Origin of the sequence: Salegentibacter sp. (genome assembly GCF_036568425.1) — a bacterium.
Taxonomy (GTDB): Bacteria; Bacteroidota; Bacteroidia; order Flavobacteriales; family Flavobacteriaceae; genus Salegentibacter.
The window spans coordinates 17,912-35,919 of record NZ_DATCSO010000097.1 but is presented as its reverse complement, the minus strand read 5'-3'; the positions used below and the strand labels follow the sequence as shown (position 1 = coordinate 35,919).

Here is an 18,008-nt window from a genome sequence, read left to right as displayed (position 1 = left end):
TTACGGCAGTAAACCTATCTATTTATTTTTTAAAAAACAATAATTTCGGTAAAAATACAGTAAATACAATTAGTGTCTGAAATTTGTTTAAACTTCGTTTTTTCTCTTGGCTTTATACCATCTTTCAGGGATTACCTGGTTACAAGCTTCCAGGTAATCTTCTTCGCTGCAAGGTAATAACGTATGGCGTTTCAATTTAGTATTGACGTTTGCAAGAAAAGGTATTTCTATCCACCATCTGCCACTTACCGGACTTTTATGAAACACCAAAACATCATCATCTATCGGCACCTGATATTTAATAAACTCTTTTTTTGCCGAAATAGTATTTTCATTAGTGCGGTAATTTACACCTTCAATAAAATACCAAAGCACCTGTGCAACAAGCATATCACCTCTTTCTCCCATCTCCGGGGTGTATTCATAAAGGCCGAATGAGGAAACTTTATCGCTGATCCCGGCATACCTGGACAGCGCACAAATTTCTCTTCCATCAAAACCATTTGGAGAATTCCCGGGACCTAAAACCGCTGAATTTATTGCACCCAAATCCACACCTACAAGATTGGCATCCCGCATCACCGGCTCTACAAGACTAATATCATTTACTATTTCCCCTAAGCGATAGGCATCAAAGAACAAGCGTTCCATCAATTCAATTTCATCCTGTGAATTGAAATAGGTTTGATACCCCAAATTGGAATAATTAAAAAGATTGTAAGGCTGGTTCACTACGATTTTTCCTACATACGAATGATTACTTATAGGCTGTTCGGCATCTCCCAGGTCAAATCTATGATCGATATTCACAAGGTTAACCATTTGATCCAAAGTATCATAGGCACGATACTGGGCGTAGATCAAATCCTGACTTCCACCAAGAATCACCGGGAGAATATCTTTTTTAACAAGGTCTGAAACCAATTTTTGAAGGGCGTAATAAGTATCCTCCACAGATTCTCCCTTTTCGATATCCCCCAAATCAACAATATTCAAGTGCCAGTTCCCGGGATAAAGCTTATAAAAGGCTCTTCTGATTTTATCAAAATGAAGGAAATTTTCTCCTTCCTCGCTCAGTCGGTTCTCTTTCACTCCCACCAGAGCGACCTGTACATTTTCCAGACCGGGTATCCCGGTTCTTTCAGTGTGTATTTCTAGATTATCGTGGAGAATCTGGCTATTTTCACCGGAGAATTCCTCAAGCAAATCAGGATTTACGGGACTCAGAAATTCTAAATCCATAAATTATTTCTTTTTGGTAGTTTTCTTTTTAGCTGAAGTCTTTTTTGAGGCTGTTTTTTTGGCCGGAGCTTTTTTCTTTGCAGTTTTCTTTTTTCCTCCCTTTTTCTCAAGGATTTCCTTTACTTCCTCCAAACTTAACTTTGCAGCATCAACGGTTTTAGGGAGCTCAATTTTGGTTTTCCCCTTTATAATGTTCGATCGACCCCAACGTGCCTTCTCCACCCTAATTCCTTCATCTTCCCAATTATGGATTACTTTATCCTTTTCTTTTTGGATCTTGTCCTCAATAAGAGTTTCAATATCATTGTCTGAAAGATTATCAAAATCGTACTTTTTATTTACGTTTATGAACATCCCGTTCCATTTAAGGTAGGGACCAAAACGGCCTACACCTTTTTGTACCGGCATTCCATCATATTCATAAATTGGAGCATCGGCTTTTTCCTTTTCCTTTATAAGCTCCAAAGCCCGATCAAATTCCACACTTAAGGGATCCTCTCCTTTTGCAAGAGAAACATATTTCTTTCCGAATCTTACATAAGGTCCAAAACGGCCATTATTCACCTCAACATCCTCTCCTTTATATTCCCCAAGTTTTTTTGGAAGCTGGAATAAGTCCATCGCTTCTTCATAGGTTATAGAGTCCAAAGTCTGATCCGGGCTCAAACTGGCGAACTTCGGTTTTTCTTCATCTTCCACTGAACCTATCTGCACCATAGGCCCGAATTTACCTAAGCGCACGCTTACAGGTTTTCCGGTTTCGGGATCCTCCCCAAGGATGCGCTCACCGACCTCTCTTTCAGCATTTTTGGCAACATCTTCAACCTGTGGATGGAAAGTTTTGTAGAAATCTTTCATCATCTTGGTCCACTCCTCATTACCCTCAGCAATATCATCAAAATTTTGCTCCACCTTCGCGGTGAAATTATAATCCAGGATATTAGCAAAATGGTTGACAAGGAAATCGTTTACCACCATTCCTACTGCCGTAGGCACCAGTTTACCTTTATCGCTGCCAACTGTTTCGGTTAACTTCTTTTCTGAAATTTTATCTTTTGAAAGAACAAATTGAATATAATCCCGGTCTATACCTTCTACCGAACCTTTTTCGATATAATTCCTGTTCTGAATAGTAGAAATTGTAGGCGCATAAGTTGAAGGACGGCCAATCCCAAGCTCTTCCAGCTTTTTAACCAGCGAAGCTTCTGTATAGCGATATGGTGGTCGTGTAAACCTCTCGGTGGCGGTTATATATTTATTTAAAAGCTTCTGACTTTCCTTCAGAGCAGGCAGCATTCCGCTTTGTTCCTCTGTTTCTTCTTCATCATGACCTTCGAGGTAAACCTTAAGGAAACCATCAAATTTTATCACCTCTCCATTGGCTGTGAAGTGTTTATCATGTTTATCAGCCTCAATTTTAACATTGGTGCGCTCCAGTTGAGCCTCACTCATTTGTGAAGCGATTGCTCTTTTCCAGATCAACTCATATAAACGCTGCTGATCCCTGTCGGCATTAACAGTGTGATTTTCGAAGCTGGTTGGCCGAATGGCCTCGTGAGCTTCCTGAGCACCTTTTGCCTTCCCTTTATAATTCCGGGTTTTTGCGTATTTATCTCCGTAAGCCTTCAAAATTTCGGCATTTGCACCTTTTTTTGCGTCATCTGAAAGGTTGACGCTATCAGTCCTCATATATGTAATATGACCGGCTTCATATAATCTTTGTGCCATGGTCATTGTTTTACTCACCGAAAAATACAGCTTTCGGGCAGCCTCCTGTTGTAAAGTAGAAGTAGTAAAGGGCGGTGCCGGGGATTTTTTAGCGGGTTTGGTAGTAAGCTCGGCAACCTTAAAGTCTGCGCCGAGATTTTCCTTCAAAAAAGCTTCAGCTTCTTCCCGGGTGTCAAAGTTTTTAGGAAGTTTTGCTTTAAAAGATTTACCATTTTCTGTAGTAAATTCAGCATCAATCCTGAACGAACCTTCAGGAGTAAAATCCTGTATTTCTCTTTCACGCTCTACGATAAGCCTTACAGCTACCGATTGTACTCTCCCTGCTGAAAGTCCTCCTTTTACTTTTCGCCAAAGTACCGGTGAAAGTTCATAACCCACCAGCCTGTCCAGAACTCTTCGGGCCTGCTGTGCATTTACCAGGTTGTAATTTATATCCCGCGGATTCTCTATCGCCTTTAAAATGGCCGATTTGGTAATCTCATGAAAAACAATACGTTTTGTCTTTTCTCCCTTAAGATTGAGTTCTTCGGCAAGGTGCCAGGCGATAGCCTCTCCCTCCCGGTCCTCATCACTAGCCAGCCAGACCATCTCTGCATCTTTGGCGAAGCTCTTAAGTTTCTTGACGACGTCTTTTTTATCTTTGGAAACAATATATTTAGGCGTAAAATCCCCTTCGGTATCCACCCCAAGTTCTTTGGTAGGCAAATCGGCGATATGCCCAAAACTCGAGGCTACTTTATAATCTTTGCCAAGAAACTTTTCAATAGTTTTGGCCTTGGCCGGAGACTCAACGATCACTAAATTTTTTGCCATAATACTGCATTTTGAATTTGCAAAAGTATATCATTTTTTTTGTAACCCATAGCCTGTCTTAACAAAACAACAACAAACTTAAGCTATAAAACCAGTAAATACAGGTTTTAAAGATCACAAAATCTTTATCTTATCATCTGAAAAAACAAGGCGCTTAACGAGCTTTCTGATTGATTAAATCCAAAAGGTCCACATCATTTCCGAGTAAAACCTCTTCTGAATTTATTCTGCCTTTCAGGGAATCATTTTCCAGCTTAAGAACTCCACGAGGACAAACTGCCGAGCAAATTCCGCAGCCTACGCAGCTGGAACGAACAATGTTCTCTCCTTTTTGGGCATAGGCTCTAACATCGATTCCCATCTCGCAATAAGTGGAGCAATTTCCGCAGGAAATACACTGGCCTCCATTAGTAGTAATCCTGAATTTTGAGAACAATCGCTGTTGCATCCCAAGAATTGCTGCCATTGGACAACCAAATCTACACCATACCCTGTTTCCGAAGATAGGGTAAAAGCCCACACCAATTACACCGGAAAATGCTGCACCAATTAAAAAGCCATACCATTCCCGAAGCTGATAGCCTGGAAAGAAAAAGATATTCCCGTTACCGCTAAAATAGTTTATTCCAATTATAGAAAGAATTATAACAAGATAACCAATAGCTCCATACTTGGCATCTTTAGCCAGTTCATTACGTTTAAAGATCATTATGACTACAAAAAGGAGAGTTAAAAACCCGGCAGATCCCCAAAGAAAAATATCCCAGGTCAACCAGAATTCCCCGGCGTTTTCTCCCAAAAATGAGTATACCACCGCAATAGTCATCACAGTCACAAAAACAAGCACGCTGTGGATGACCCATCGTTCAACTTTCCAGGCGAAAAGTGATTTATCTGAAAGATGGCGATAAGGGTCCCCGGCAGTCTCGGCAAGACCACCGCAACCACAAACCCAGCTGCAATACCAGCGTTTTCCGTATTTATAGGTCAAAATTGGTGTGATCACGAAAATTGAAATCAGCCCGAAGGCCAGCATAATTACCCCAATATTTCCTGCTGAAAGGAATTCATTAATCTTGTATCCGGCGAAAAGATCGTAATTGAGCGGCCAGATATTGGCAGGATTGAAATAAGGTTGATTCAATCTCATAAGGATCTCAGGAATCAAAAAGGCAAAGCCCAGCTGAAAGAACATCACTGAAAATGTTCGCAAAACCTCATATCGGTTATTTCGGTATTTCAGTATAAACTTATATCCAAAAATAAAAATAGCAAGGGTGTAAAGGCTACCATATACAAACCACTGGCTGGCAGGACCACCATTAATGAGGTAACTCAGGGGATCGAAAAGTGAAATAACTCCGGTATTAGGGCCATCAGCTGTTAAGCCGAGGAATTCAGGAAACCAGTAAAGTACAATATAAAATAAGGTAAGTGCAATCCCGGTAACCCAGGCCCAAAGGCCACGACCTGTCATAGATTTAAACCAGACACCATCGTTCTTTATTCCTGCATGTTTCCCGCGATAGAGGTCGTTAGCGAAAATCACGGTCCCAACGGTGATTAAAACAAAAGAGAGCGTAAGAAACAAAACTTTATTCGGAAAGTTCACATTTGCAACAGCCAACACCAGAATGAATAAGCCAATCAGGCCAATAGCACTGGCCAATTTCTGAGTACCTGAAAGTGCTGCAGGAGTCTGCCCGGCTAATGACATATTTCTCTCTATCTTACTCATACCTGCTCTATATTTTCTTTAAATGCCTTGAAAATTTCCTTTTCATAGTGCTCATAAAATTCGGGATCGAAATTGGCTTCTTTTAAGTTCTGTAAAACATAATGGATACTTTTATTTTCAGTTAGCCAGCGATCAAAAACCTCATGTCTCATCCTTATCCCAAATGTATTAATCCCTAAAAACCTATTATCTGAAGCTTCAAAAGCAATTGTAATTGCTTTGTTATTATCTTTATGCTGCCAGTGAAAATGAACTTCACCTTCAGGAGGATCTGCAGAAACCTTTCCATAAGTCTGGTATTCAATATCAAAAAATTTAGCTGAATTAAACCAGTTTCCTGGATTATATTTCCCTGGATTCCCGGTAAGGTTTTGTGCAAGTGTTTCTCCCATCATCCTGCCGGTATACCAAACAGGTTCAATAGAATTTCGATGAGGCTTCGTTTGCCTAAGTTGTGCGCAATCGCCTATCGCGTAGACATCACTGATGCTGGTTTGCAAATATTCGTCTACCAAAATACCCTTATCGGTTTCAATTTTTGAATCTTTTAGAAAGTCAATATTAGGTTTCACCCCTGTACAAAGTCCCACCAATTGGCATTCAATCTCTTCCCCTGTATCTGTTATAACGGCTTTTACATGGCCGTTATCATCTCCTACAATAGTCCTGAGCTGAGTTTCGTGACGAAGATCAACGCCATGAGATCTTACATGTGCAGATATCAATTTAGCATCCTGCATGGGCAGCACATTTTGCCAAAAGGCTTTCTCTCTTATTAAAACAGTAACATCAATTTTTCTGGTTTTAAGCATTTCGGTGAGTTCCACGCCTATAAGTCCACCACCAATGATCACGGCTTTTTTACAATTTTGGGTGTTTTCTTCAAGAAGTTCCAGGTCCTGTTTGGAAATTAATCCCTGTACACCTTTTAAATCCTGACCTTCCCAGCCAAACTTGTTGTAAACCGAACCGGTTGCCAATACCAGTTTATCGTATTCAAGGCTTTCTTCTGAAGAAAAATGAAGCCTTTTCTGCCCAAAATCTATTTTTTCAACCCAGGCCTTTTTAAGTTCTATGCGATTTTTTTCCCAAAACCAGTCTTCATAAGGTTTAAGATGCTCCCATTTCATATGGCCCATATATACGTACATCAAGGCGGTACGGGAAAAGAAATAATCACTTTCCGCAGAAATTACTGTAATGCGGGCCTCTGAATTCTTCCGGATATACCTGGCACAGGTAATCCCTGAAATTCCGTTGCCTATAATGACTATATGTTCCATTCTTTGGTTTTAGCAGCAACCTCCCCCATCGTAATGAAAGGTGGATTCGCTAATATAAATATCGTCCCTATCGAGCTTAGCCAAATCCCTTGCTGTTTTATCACAAATAGCCAGAGGCTGATTTTTCAGCAGGATATGCCCCTTTTTATCGTCAAAGTAATCATTTTCTCCGTAGTAGATTGCAGCCTTGCCTGTAAACACACAGGGACCATCTTCCGGCATGGGGTCTTTTATTGCGGCCACTTCCACTGCTTCAATATAAATTAATTCTGAAGTTGGGTAACTCGTTGGATTAAGAATTCTATATGGTTTTCTCGCCCTTATCTCTATAGTTCCGAATCCCACATCGGTGAGTGCTTTCACATATTCATTAAGCGGAAGGCTTCCGCTAAGGCACAATGCCCGCAGGCGTTCATCATTCCTAAGTTCTTCGTTCATGCCTTGTTCACAAATAGGGTCGCTCATAACAAGTCGGCCATGGGGCTTTAAAACCCGGTACATCTCTTCAAGGGCTTTCTTCAGATCGTCAGCTTTAAAAATATTAAAAAGGCAATTCTGCGCCGCAACATCTATACTATTATTTTCCAAAGGCAGAGACAAAGCATCTCCTTTTCGCAGATCAACAAATTCTGATTTAAACCAGGGGTTTTGTTTTTCAGCCTCAATAAAATTTTCCCTTGACGCCGCAATCATCTCCGAAACAGAATCTACCCCGATCACCCCATTCTTTTGACGGGAAAAATAGGCGAATTGAAGTAATTCCATTCCACCTCCTACTCCAACGTAGAGAATTTTTGGATTGTTCCCAAGATCGCGTGGGTGAACGGTACTCCCGCAACCGTAATTCATATCCTGCATTATTTGCGGGATTTTAAGACCGGGTAGTTCCCACACGGGATTGGTAGTGCAACAAAGGCCAACGTCGGGAGTTAATGCTGCTTCCCGGTATACATCTTTTGTGGTTTCCAGATAACTCATTTCTTCTAAATATTTTTAATTACCTCCTTAAAAATAGTAATCATTTTTGGTTCTGCTTTTTCCGCCATAGCAATAATATCGCTGATATTTACCGGCTCCAGATTGTCAGGATCTCCTTCATCAGTAATAACAGATATGGCCGAAACAGGTATTCCCAAATGATTAGCAACAATTACTTCGGGAACGGTGCTCATGCCAACAGCATCAGCACCAAAAATTTTTAACATTCTGTATTCTGCTCGCGTTTCCAGCTGCGGCCCAAGAACCGAAGCGTAAACACCTTTATTTAGTTTAATGTTATTCTTTTTTGCTGATTCTTCTATGAGACTGTTCATTTCGGTATCATACGGCTGACTCATATCTACAAAGCGTTCTCCTAATTTCTCAACGCCATGAAAAGCCAACGGAGAATCGCCCAACAAATTGATATGATCATCAATAAGCATAAGCTCCCCCTTTTTGAAATCCAGGTTAATAGAACCAGAGGCATTACTCACCAGCATTTTTTTTATCCCCAGCCTTTTCATCACTCTAACCGGATAAGTCACATCTCTAAGGCTGTAACCCTCATAATAATGAAAACGACCTTGCATCACAATCACTTTTTTACCTTCAAGTTTTCCGAAGATCAGTTTCCCTTTGTGAAACTCTACTGTAGCCGTAGGGAAGTATGGAATATGATTATAGCTAACCTCAGCTTCTATCTCTAATTCCTCAACCAGTTTTCCCAATCCCGTCCCCAGGATGATTCCTATTTCTGGGTTATCAAACCCCCGGCTAAGCAGGTAATCTGTAGATTCTTTTAATTCTTTAATCATCTTTTATGAATTTTCTTAATTCTGATTCCCCCGGAATATCGCTTAAAACATCAATATCACTCAGGGTTTGTAATAGTTTGACATTGTTATCCTTAAAATCCTCCAGCGTGTTTTCCAGAACCGAAGATGTACTCCAGGCCTTATCTTTAAATACTTTCGAATTTATTGATTTCATTCCTAATAAGTAGTACCCACCGTCTTTCGCAGGACCAATTACCACATCCTTTACTTTTAGCTGAACAAAGGCATTTTCTATATCCCTCTGTGAAATATCCGGCAAATCGGTTCCAATAAGAATAACCCGTTTATAGCTTGCCGAAAAAGCCTCGTAAAAGGCATGCTCCATTTTTTCCCCCAGATCATTACCCTTTTGAAGTTTTTTCCTGAAGGTCTTCGACTCAAATATATCCTGTTGCGGGAAATTTTCAGCATAATAAATCATCTTATCCACCCGAAGGTTTTTAGTAACCTCATATGTATGCTTCAACAGAAATTTATAAATATCAAGGGCTGCATTATCACCGATTTCTTTAGCCAAGCGGGTTTTAACCTTCCCCTTTTCGGGGTTTTTGGCAAAAATTATCAGAAGTTCTTCCGAGTTTTTCTTCAAAGCAGAAAAAATTAAGCTACTGTTCCCTGGCAACTGCTGCCTGCACCGGCAGTACAACCATAACAATGTTGAGAAATTATTATCTCACGTCCCTGCAATGCAGCCTCATTATACTCACTAATATGCTTTACATTAGAAGCCACTTTAAGCTCCAGCATCTGATTAAAGTCACAATCATATAACCATCCATCCCAGCTCACTGAGATCGTGTTCGTACACATTATATTTTTAACCGCTTCGGGGTTATAGGCGTTCACCAGTTCATACATGTAGTCTTCATAGTTCTCTGATGCTATAAGGTACTCCAGAAAACGACTGATTGGTAAGTTGGTGATCGCAAATAGATTATTGAAATCAATATTGAAATCTCTTTTCAAAGCCTTTTTAAAATCCTGCTCCATCAATTGCTGATTTATTGGCAAAAATGCTCCGGCAGGATTGTATACCAAATCGAGTTTTAAGTCGGTTCCCTCTTGCGCATACCCTACCTCGTTTAGCATCTGTAGAGCTTTTACAGATTTATCAAAAACTCCATTCCCACGTTGCTTATCTGTTTTTTCCTTTTTGTAAAAAGGTAGCGAAGAAACTACGTGAACATTATATTTTTTAAAGAATTCCGGCAGGTCATGATAATTCTTGTTGGCAAGAATTATAGTAAGATTTGACCGCACAATAAAATCTTTGATTCCGGCCCTGGATGCTTCTTCTACAAACCACCTGAAATTTGGATTCATCTCGGGAGCGCCGCCGGTGAGGTCTAAAGTATGAGCGCTGGTTGTCCTGATTACTTCCAGGCATTGCAACATTGTCTCTCTGGTCATTATTTCCTTGCGGTCTGGCCCGGCGTCTACATGGCAATGAGAACAAACCTGGTTGCACATATAGCCGAGGTTTAATTGAAGAACCTCCAGTTTTCCCGGTTTTAAAGGGAAGTTTCCGGTTTCGGCGAGTTTCTCCCTAAACCTTGGAAGTTCAGCTTCACTAAAGAGTCCGTTTTCCAGGATCTCAAGTTGTCTTTCAGGCTTAGAGAGGCTATCTTTTCTGGCTGATAATGATTTACTGGCCATACACTAAATTAATTTCAGGAGTTTTTTATTAAATGATTCCTGTTTTCTTGAATTCGGGATACCCATTTTCATCGGGATGAGTAACTTCAAGGTAAGCGCTGCAGGATTTTAAAAATAGAGATTTAGGATATCAAAAACCTCTTTCTCTAAACAAATGATCACGATCTGCATTGGGAGGAGCGACTTCTACATCGCCGCTACGCAGCTCCTTGAATTTGCTCACATACTTAGTTTTTTATGTTTGTTCATCATTTGGACACCATGAACAAGGGTGGCGCCGCTTTTTATCGCTGCTCCTACATGAACAGCCTCCATCATTTCCTTTTTTTCAATTCCGCGTTCCAATCCGTCTTTAGTATAGGCATCTATACAGTAAGGGCATTGCACCACATGAGAAACCGCCAAGGCGATCAGTGATTTTTCACGGGCAGAAAGTGCCCCCTCCTCGAAGACTTTTCCGTAGTAATCAAAGAATTTCTCTCCCAGCTCCTCACTCCATTCGGTAATATCACCAAATTTTCGAAGATCGGCCGGATCGTAATAAGTTTTTGACATTGCCTTATTTTTTCGCTAAAGATAGGTTTTTCTTTATGGAATTCCAGCCCGTACCGCGCAGTCTTAACAAAGATTCCAGGATTAGAATAGCAATAGTAGAGAAGATAAGCTGCTTCATTATCAAAGGAATATGTCATTAAATTTAAGCAGCTGTTAAAAATTCTGCTCTGTACGTATTCAGTATCTTATGCTAAATCCGAAGGCTGAAACCTCCAAATCGGAAAGACATTTATACAAAGAGGATCAGAAAAATAGGAGAAAGATGTTTGGATATTAAAGCAAGTTAGACCCGATCTTGATGGCTGCGTCTGAATTTCATCAATTTTCTGATTAAAAATATCGCAGCCCCTAAAATAATAAGTATTTCAAGCCCAAGAAAAGTATATATTAATTCCATAATTATTCCATTAGAAGAACCAGATATATCAATTAGGGCTCTAAATTTTAAAAAGGTAAATTTCTGATAATTAATAAATTCCAGTTAACGTTTTAGAAACTAATAATACCTTTTATAATAGCTTGCGTGAAAGAAAGCAGCTTTAGGGTATCTCTATTATAGCCTGAATTCTAACGTTTTTGGAATTACTATTACCTTAATAGACATTTCATATCGATTAACAATTGTTAAAATTTTAATTTTACCACGAACCCACATAGTTAAGGTTTCTTAATATAAAAAGAATTTATCACCAGAGGCTTTACTTTAGGTTCACATAGTATTATTTTAAATTTATTTATGAGGATAGATGTTAAAACGCTCCCGGTTATTGACATTATTGAGGATATAGCCGCTATTGTCGGAGCAGAAATAGATAATGGAAATGGTGAGTATGTCATGAATATCCCGGAAAAACTGGGTGAAGGCTACATTCGGGGAGCAAGTTTTGACAATGGGTTAGGTGTAATCACTTATAATTGCAAATTCTATGAGGATGTAGAAATCCATTTTTCCCTTAATACTGTACACCCATTAAAATTTATCTTTTGTTCTGAAGGGAGCGTAGGACATTCTTTTCAGTCACAGGAGAAGATCCACACCATAGAAACCTATCAAAATATAATTGTTTCCAGCAGCGGTTATGACGGACATGTTCTGTTTTTTAAAGCAAATGTTCCCACCCATGTTTCCAGTTTAGAAATAATTAGATCTGCTTTTTCCTCCCGTTCCAATCATAACTTCAAAGATCTTGATCCTACCCTAAAAGACCTTTTTAAGGATAATGTTTCTAAAAAACAATTTTACTACCAGGGGAATTATAGCATCAAGGCCGCCGATTTAATGGAGGAAATAGGCACTCGTAATTACACTGGCTTTCTACGGTCATTATTTCTGGAGGGAAAAGCCTTTGAAATGCTGGTAATCCAAATCGCCCAGTACCAGGATGATGAAGCAGAAGATAAACTCCCTCAGATACTCCGAAAATCTGATATTGAAAAGGTGAATTATGTGGTGAAACGCATCCAGGGAGACCTCGGCAACAATTTAACCGTAGAAACCCTGGCCAAAGAAGCCGGTACTAATGTAAATAAACTTCAGGAAGGTTTTAAATACGTTTATAACCTCACGGTAAATAAATATATGCAGCATAAAAAGCTGGAGGCTGCCAAGGAAATGCTGATGAATTCAGAAAAAAATATCTCGGAAATCGTTGTTTCTATCGGACTTAATAATAGGAGTTACTTCTCTAAGATCTTTAAAGAAAAATACGGGGTAAATCCAAAGTATTTTCTAAAGACAAGAAACAAAAAGGATTAAAGATCGATATTCCTGGTTCTACCAAATAAAGAGGATTATTTTAGGGAAAACCGCTGGTATGCTTCCTAATTCAAGGGAAGTTACTAATTTTAGCCTAAATTTCCTGCTATCATGAAAAGAATGCTCACGGGATTAATCGTTTTCCTACTTTTAGCCTGCCAGCCAAAAACCAAAAAAAAAGATCTTATTTCCTGGTTGCCGCAAGAGTCGGCAATAGTGGTTCAATCACATGATCTAAAGTATCTTTCTGAAAATCTTTCCTCTATAGCGTTTTTAAGTAAAAATGATTTTAAGCTGAAAAAAGAGATTCAGGAAAGTTTCAAATTTCTAAAATATATTGATAGCCTGGGGAGTTCACTCATCGCTTTTTCTGATCTTTCGGAAGAGAATTTCAGCTTTACCTTAATCAGTGAAAACCAGCCAGGACTTAAATTGGATTCCGTAAAAAATAAGTCGGTAGAGCGACTTAAATTTGATAATTTCGAGATTGAAAAGGTCGTTCTTGAAGAAAATATCTTTTTCATCTCCCGAACAGGGGGAGTGTTTTTGGCCGGAAATTCTCTTGAAAAATTAAAAACCCTGCTTGAAGGAGAAAGCTTTTTAAACGATACCGAATTTCAAAAAGTTCTTAAAGCCACCGATCCAAAGGAAACCTCCATATTTTTTCAACACGAACAGATTGGAGAAAAATTTAAAGAATGGTTTCCCGCTACAGATTCAACACTAACGAAATTCGCCAATTGGAGTGCAGTAGACCTCAACCACACTAATGCTTCTCTCAATTTTAACGGCTTAAGTCTTTGGCCTGAAAAACCTGGTTTTCAGCATATTTTCAAGGATGTTGACTCCTCTCCAAATCAGATCGCCGCAGTGGTCCCGGCTACAGCACCAGGATTTTCTTCGTTTGGTTATAAAAATTTCAGGCAATTTCAGCAAAATTTCAAGACCTACTTCCAAAAGGAATTCTCGGAAGTTGAAAAAGAGATTCTCAAGAATGTTTCAGAAATTGGTCTAATTAACTACCCTTCAGACAAATTACTTGTTCTCAATAACATTGATGTAATCCTTACCGAACAAAATCTAGCCAGATTTAGTGGGGAAAGCAAAGAATTTCGGGGTACAAAAATTTATCAGTTTGAGAATCCCCAGCTCTTCGCTGACCATCTTGAGCCCTTAATCAACCCGGTTGATTTAAATTTTTATACTGTTTTGAAGAATTTTGTGATTTTCGGCAAAACAGAAGAACATCTCCAAAAGGTTATTTCAGCCTTTATGAATAAAAACACCCTCCTACTACAGGAACATTTCCAGGATGCCTCTTATTATCTGGCAGAAACTTCAAATGTTTTAACAGTTACCAACAATGAAGAATTCAAGAAACTTATAAAGGAAGTGAGTTCAGCAGAGTTCGGAAATGAAATTTCCAAACTTGATTTCGACAACTATAAGGTCTCGGCAATACAGCTTGTTGCCGATAAGAACTTTTCTCATATCCACGGTATTTTTCATAAATCTAGAGGCAAATCCCCTATAAGAAATACCGAGGAAATTCTCTCGGTAAAGTTGGATGAGGAAATTCTGGGCAAACCAGTTTTTTTCAGCAACCATAATAACAACCAGAAGGATATTGCGGTGCAGGACATTAATAATGTGCTTTATCTTATCTCCAATAAAGGGGATATCTACTGGAAAAAACAACTGAATGGTCCAATATTAGGTGAAATTCAGGAAGTTGATATCTTAAAAAACGGTAAGTTCCAGCTCGCATTTGCAACTCCAAACAGATTAGAAGTCATTGCCCGAAATGGAAAACCTGTAAAACCCTTTCCGCTGAAGTTTAAGGATGAAATCACTCAGCCTTTATCCTTATTCGATTATGACAATAACCGCAATTACCGGTTCCTTATTACTCAAAACAAAGAACAGTATATGTATGACTCTAAAGGAAGAAGCGTAAAAGGTTTTGGATTTAACACTACAGACTCAAAAGTTTTATTCCCTCCCAGGCACATAAGAATGGGAAACAAAGATTATATCGTGATTGCTGAAGAATCTGGAAAACTCAATATTTTATCACGCCAGGGCAGGCATAGGGTCAGGGTAAATGAAAGATTTGATTTCTCTGATAATGAATGGTTTCAGTATGAGGGGCATTTTATCTCCAGTAATAACCTGGGAGAACTCATCCTGATAAATGAAAATGGAAAGGTTTCAAATCAAAATTTAAACCTGGCTCAAAACCATAAAATAGACGCCACCTCCAATTTACTGGTTAGTTTTTCTGAAAACATACTAAGGATTCGGGATAAAGAGGTTGTTTTAGATTTTGGACTCTATACCGAGCCACAAATCTTTCTGGAAAATAACAAATACTATATTAGTATCACCGATTTACAAACCCAAAAAGTTTATGTTTTTGATAGTAATGCCGAATTATTATCTGGTTTTCCTGTATATGGCACCTCAACAATCGACCTGAGTAATATCAATAATGATAATGCCCCCGAGTTTGTAGTGAAAGGTGATAAAGGGGAAATTTTAATCTATAGGTTTTAAAATCCATAAGATTTTCACATAGGAAAAACTCAAGTTATAAAAGCAATCGTTCAGGCTTCTATTAGAGCATCTCTGCTTCGAATAAACGAGAAAAATGTTTTAATAATTTCTCCTGAACTTCATCCATTGGAACTTCTTTTTTTCCAAGCTCAACATTAAGAGAAGTTACTGCTTTGCCTTTAATTCCGCAGGGAACAATATTATCAAAATACCCCAGGTTGGCATTTACATTGAGTGCAAAGCCGTGCATGGTCACCCAACGACTGGCCCTTACGCCCATTGCACAGATCTTACGGGCAAAGGGAGTGCCCACGTCCAGCCAAACGCCGGTCTCACCAGGGCTTCGTTCACATTTCACCCCATATTCCTCCAACGTAAGGATAACCATTTCTTCCAATAAGCGAAGGTATTTATGAATATCGGTAAAGAAATTTTCCAGATCTAGAATAGGATACCCCACAACTTGTCCCGGGCCGTGATAGGTAATATCACCTCCACGGTTTATCTTATAATATTTAGCATTCCTTTTTTCCAATTCTTCTTCGGAAATCAGGAGATGGTTAATATCGCCGCTTTTACCTAAGGTATACACATGAGGATGTTCCACCATAAGAAAGTAATTGGGAGTTTCTAAATTGAGTTCTTCCCGGCGATTCCTTATTTTAAGATCCAGTATTTTTTGAAAAAGCTCTTCCTGGTAATCCCAGGTTTCCTTATAATCTTTTAAGCCAAGGTGTTGTAATTCGATTTTCTTATTCATCCTCTATTTATTCGGATTATTCAGAATTATGAGCGCTGCGATTACCCCTGGAATCCAACCCAGCAAAGTTAATAGAAACACAATTAGAATAGAGCCACAGCCACGATCATACACGGCAAGGGGCGGAAACAACACAGAAAGCAAAACTCTCCAAACACTCATAATTCAAAAATTTAAAGCAATTCTAAGGGCAAAGATAAGATTAAAAATTCGGCCTGCACCTCCATTGGTTGGTAGCCTGATAGTCACTATATTTGCATCCGCCTTGCAGAAAAGCAGGTTTTTAATTTTTCAAACTATTATCATGCACCTATCTGAACAGGAAATTATACGTCGAGACAAGCTCGCAGCCCTTCGCAAAGAAGGCATCAATCCATATCCCGCCGATCTATTTCCGGTAGATCATACCACCAAACAGATAAAATCACATTTTGAAGAAGGAAAAAAGGTAGTGATGGCCGGCCGACTTATGTCGCGTCGTATCCAGGGGAAAGCTTCTTTTGCCGAGCTTCAGGACTCTGAAGGGAAAATTCAGATCTATTTTAACCGGGATGAAATTTGTCCCGGCGAGAACAAGGATAAGTACAATAATTTCTACAAGAAACTGCTTGATATAGGTGATTTTATTGGAATCGAAGGAGAGCTTTTCAAAACCCAGGTAGGTGAAATGACGGTGATGGTGAAAGATTTCACTTTACTCAGCAAAGCCCTACGCCCTTTACCCTTGCCAAAAACAGATAAGGAAGGAAACACCCATGATGGTTTTAACGATCCTGAGCATCGATATCGCCAGCGTTATGCCGATCTCGCGGTAAATCCACACGTTAAAGAGATTTTCGTTAAACGCACGAAATTATTCAATGCCATGCGTAATTTCTTCAACGAGAAAGGTTATTTTGAAGTGGAAACTCCTATCCTGCAATCCATTCCCGGGGGTGCCGCAGCCAGACCATTTATCACACATCACAATGCGCTCGATATTCCGCTTTATTTAAGGATAGCCAATGAATTATATCTAAAGAGACTTATTGTAGGTGGTTTTGACGGGGTTTATGAGTTCTCCAAAAACTTCAGAAACGAAGGTATGGATCGTACCCACAACCCGGAGTTTACGGCGATGGAAATCTATGTAGCCTATAAAGACTATAACTGGATGATGGAATTTACTGAAAACCTTCTGGAACACTGCGCCATGGAAGTTAATGACACTACCGAGGCTGTTTTTGGTGAATATGAAATAGATTTTAAAGCCCCATATAAAAGGGTCACTATGACCGATTCTATTAAAGAATTTACCGGTTTCGACATCACCGGCAAATCTGAAGCAGAAATAAGAAAAGCTGCTGAAGATATGGGCATTGATGTTGATGAAACCATGGGAAAAGGAAAACTCATCGATGAGATCTTTGGAGAAAAATGTGAGGGGAATTATATCCAACCCACATTCATAACCGATTATCCAAAAGAAATGAGTCCGCTTTGCAAGGAACACCGGGAAAATCCAGAATTAACCGAACGTTTTGAACTCATGGTTTGCGGGAAGGAAATTGCAAATGCATATTCTGAATTAAACGATCCTATCGATCAACGTGAACGTTTTGAAGAGCAGTTAAAACTGGCAAAAAAAGGAGACGATGAAGCAACCGAATTTATAGATCAGGATTTTCTTAGAGCCCTGGAATACGGAATGCCTCCTACTTCGGGACTGGGGATTGGAATGGACAGGTTGATTATGTTCTTAACCAATAACAGGTCAATTCAGGAAGTATTATTTTTCCCACAAATGAAACCAGAGAAAAAGGCTGTAGAACTTAGTGAGGAAGAAAAAGAAGTATTCAGCATTTTAAAGGATAACGAAATTCATGATTTAGAGGAGGTAAAAACCAAATCGGGATTGAGCAATAAAAAATGGGATAAGGCTTCTAAAGGCTTGCGGAAATACAAGATGATCGATGTTTTCAAAGATGGGGAAACCATGAAGATTAAGGCGGTTTAGTCCATCCGGAAATGATTTTTCTTCCTAAATAACGGTTAAATTGAGTGGTTTTTAACTTTATTTTAAACCTTTTTAAGATTTATAAGTCAAAAGACTGCCAATGGTGGT

The 18,008-nt window shown here is 39.2% G+C and carries 14 protein-coding genes; 3 read left to right on the top strand and 11 right to left on the bottom strand.

From position 1 onward, the window contains the following. Positions 1–87: 87 nt before the first annotated feature. The 9 genes from VIM94_RS09245 to VIM94_RS09205 all read right to left on the bottom strand — a co-directional run bounded on the left by VIM94_RS09245 (position 88) and on the right by VIM94_RS09205 (position 10,832). On the bottom strand, positions 88–1,242 hold the full coding sequence (locus VIM94_RS09245; RefSeq protein WP_332039012.1) for a formimidoylglutamase: 1,155 nt from the start codon (positions 1,240–1,242) through the stop codon (positions 88–90). Between the two features lie 3 nt (positions 1,243–1,245). After that, a complete protein-coding gene (gene topA / locus VIM94_RS09240) occupies positions 1,246–3,783 on the bottom strand; it encodes a type I DNA topoisomerase (RefSeq protein WP_332039011.1) in 2,538 nt (845 codons plus the stop codon). 154 nt (positions 3,784–3,937) lie between these two features. Then, positions 3,938–5,521, bottom strand: a complete 1,584-nt coding sequence (locus VIM94_RS09235; RefSeq protein ID WP_332039010.1) for a 4Fe-4S binding protein — start codon at positions 5,519–5,521, stop codon at positions 3,938–3,940. Continuing rightward, the gene (locus tag VIM94_RS09230; RefSeq protein ID WP_332039009.1) at positions 5,518–6,804 is read right to left on the bottom strand and encodes an NAD(P)/FAD-dependent oxidoreductase; all 1,287 of its coding nucleotides are present in this window, start codon (positions 6,802–6,804) and stop codon (positions 5,518–5,520) included. The genes VIM94_RS09235 and VIM94_RS09230 overlap by 4 nt, the downstream gene beginning before the upstream one ends. Positions 6,805–6,813: 9 nt before the next feature. Next, positions 6,814–7,782 (bottom strand): arsenosugar biosynthesis arsenite methyltransferase ArsM, encoded by a 969-nt coding sequence (gene arsM / locus VIM94_RS09225; RefSeq protein WP_332039008.1) that lies wholly within the window; start codon positions 7,780–7,782, stop codon positions 6,814–6,816. Between the two features lie 5 nt (positions 7,783–7,787). Further along, positions 7,788–8,600 (bottom strand): purine-nucleoside phosphorylase, encoded by an 813-nt coding sequence (locus tag VIM94_RS09220; RefSeq protein ID WP_332039007.1) that lies wholly within the window; start codon positions 8,598–8,600, stop codon positions 7,788–7,790. Further along, positions 8,593–9,210 carry a TIGR04282 family arsenosugar biosynthesis glycosyltransferase gene (locus VIM94_RS09215; RefSeq protein ID WP_332039006.1) on the bottom strand — a complete coding sequence of 206 codons (618 nt, stop codon included), beginning with the start codon at positions 9,208–9,210 and terminating at the stop codon, positions 8,593–8,595. Before VIM94_RS09215 ends, VIM94_RS09220 begins: the two co-directional genes overlap by 8 nt. A gap of 11 nt (positions 9,211–9,221) precedes the next feature. Continuing rightward, entirely contained in the window at positions 9,222–10,277 is a 1,056-nt protein-coding gene (gene arsS / locus VIM94_RS09210; protein WP_332039005.1) for an arsenosugar biosynthesis radical SAM (seleno)protein ArsS, read from the bottom strand. Between the two features lie 219 nt (positions 10,278–10,496). Further along, positions 10,497–10,832, bottom strand: a complete 336-nt coding sequence (locus tag VIM94_RS09205) for an arsenosugar biosynthesis-associated peroxidase-like protein (protein WP_332039004.1) — start codon at positions 10,830–10,832, stop codon at positions 10,497–10,499. A gap of 736 nt (positions 10,833–11,568) precedes the next feature. Here VIM94_RS09205 and VIM94_RS09200 point away from each other — a divergent pair. Then, on the top strand, positions 11,569–12,588 hold the full coding sequence (locus tag VIM94_RS09200) for an AraC family transcriptional regulator (protein ID WP_332039003.1): 1,020 nt from the start codon (positions 11,569–11,571) through the stop codon (positions 12,586–12,588). A 111-nt stretch (positions 12,589–12,699) separates the two neighbouring features. After that, positions 12,700–15,144: a hypothetical protein gene (locus tag VIM94_RS09195; RefSeq protein ID WP_332039002.1), complete on the top strand. Its 2,445-nt coding sequence runs from the start codon at positions 12,700–12,702 to the stop codon at positions 15,142–15,144. Positions 15,145–15,205: 61 nt separating this feature from the next. Here VIM94_RS09195 and lipB read toward each other — a convergent pair whose 3' ends face one another. Both lipB and VIM94_RS09185 read right to left on the bottom strand, forming a co-directional pair. Further along, a complete protein-coding gene (gene lipB, locus VIM94_RS09190; protein ID WP_332039001.1) occupies positions 15,206–15,904 on the bottom strand; it encodes a lipoyl(octanoyl) transferase LipB in 699 nt (232 codons plus the stop codon). Positions 15,905–15,907: 3 nt separating this feature from the next. After that, positions 15,908–16,066 (bottom strand): YqaE/Pmp3 family membrane protein, encoded by a 159-nt coding sequence (locus tag VIM94_RS09185; protein WP_332039000.1) that lies wholly within the window; start codon positions 16,064–16,066, stop codon positions 15,908–15,910. 142 nt (positions 16,067–16,208) lie between these two features. Between VIM94_RS09185 and lysS the strand changes: the two genes are divergently transcribed. Next, positions 16,209–17,900 (top strand): lysine--tRNA ligase, encoded by a 1,692-nt coding sequence (gene lysS, locus VIM94_RS09180; RefSeq protein ID WP_332038999.1) that lies wholly within the window; start codon positions 16,209–16,211, stop codon positions 17,898–17,900. Positions 17,901–18,008: the final 108 nt, after the last annotated feature.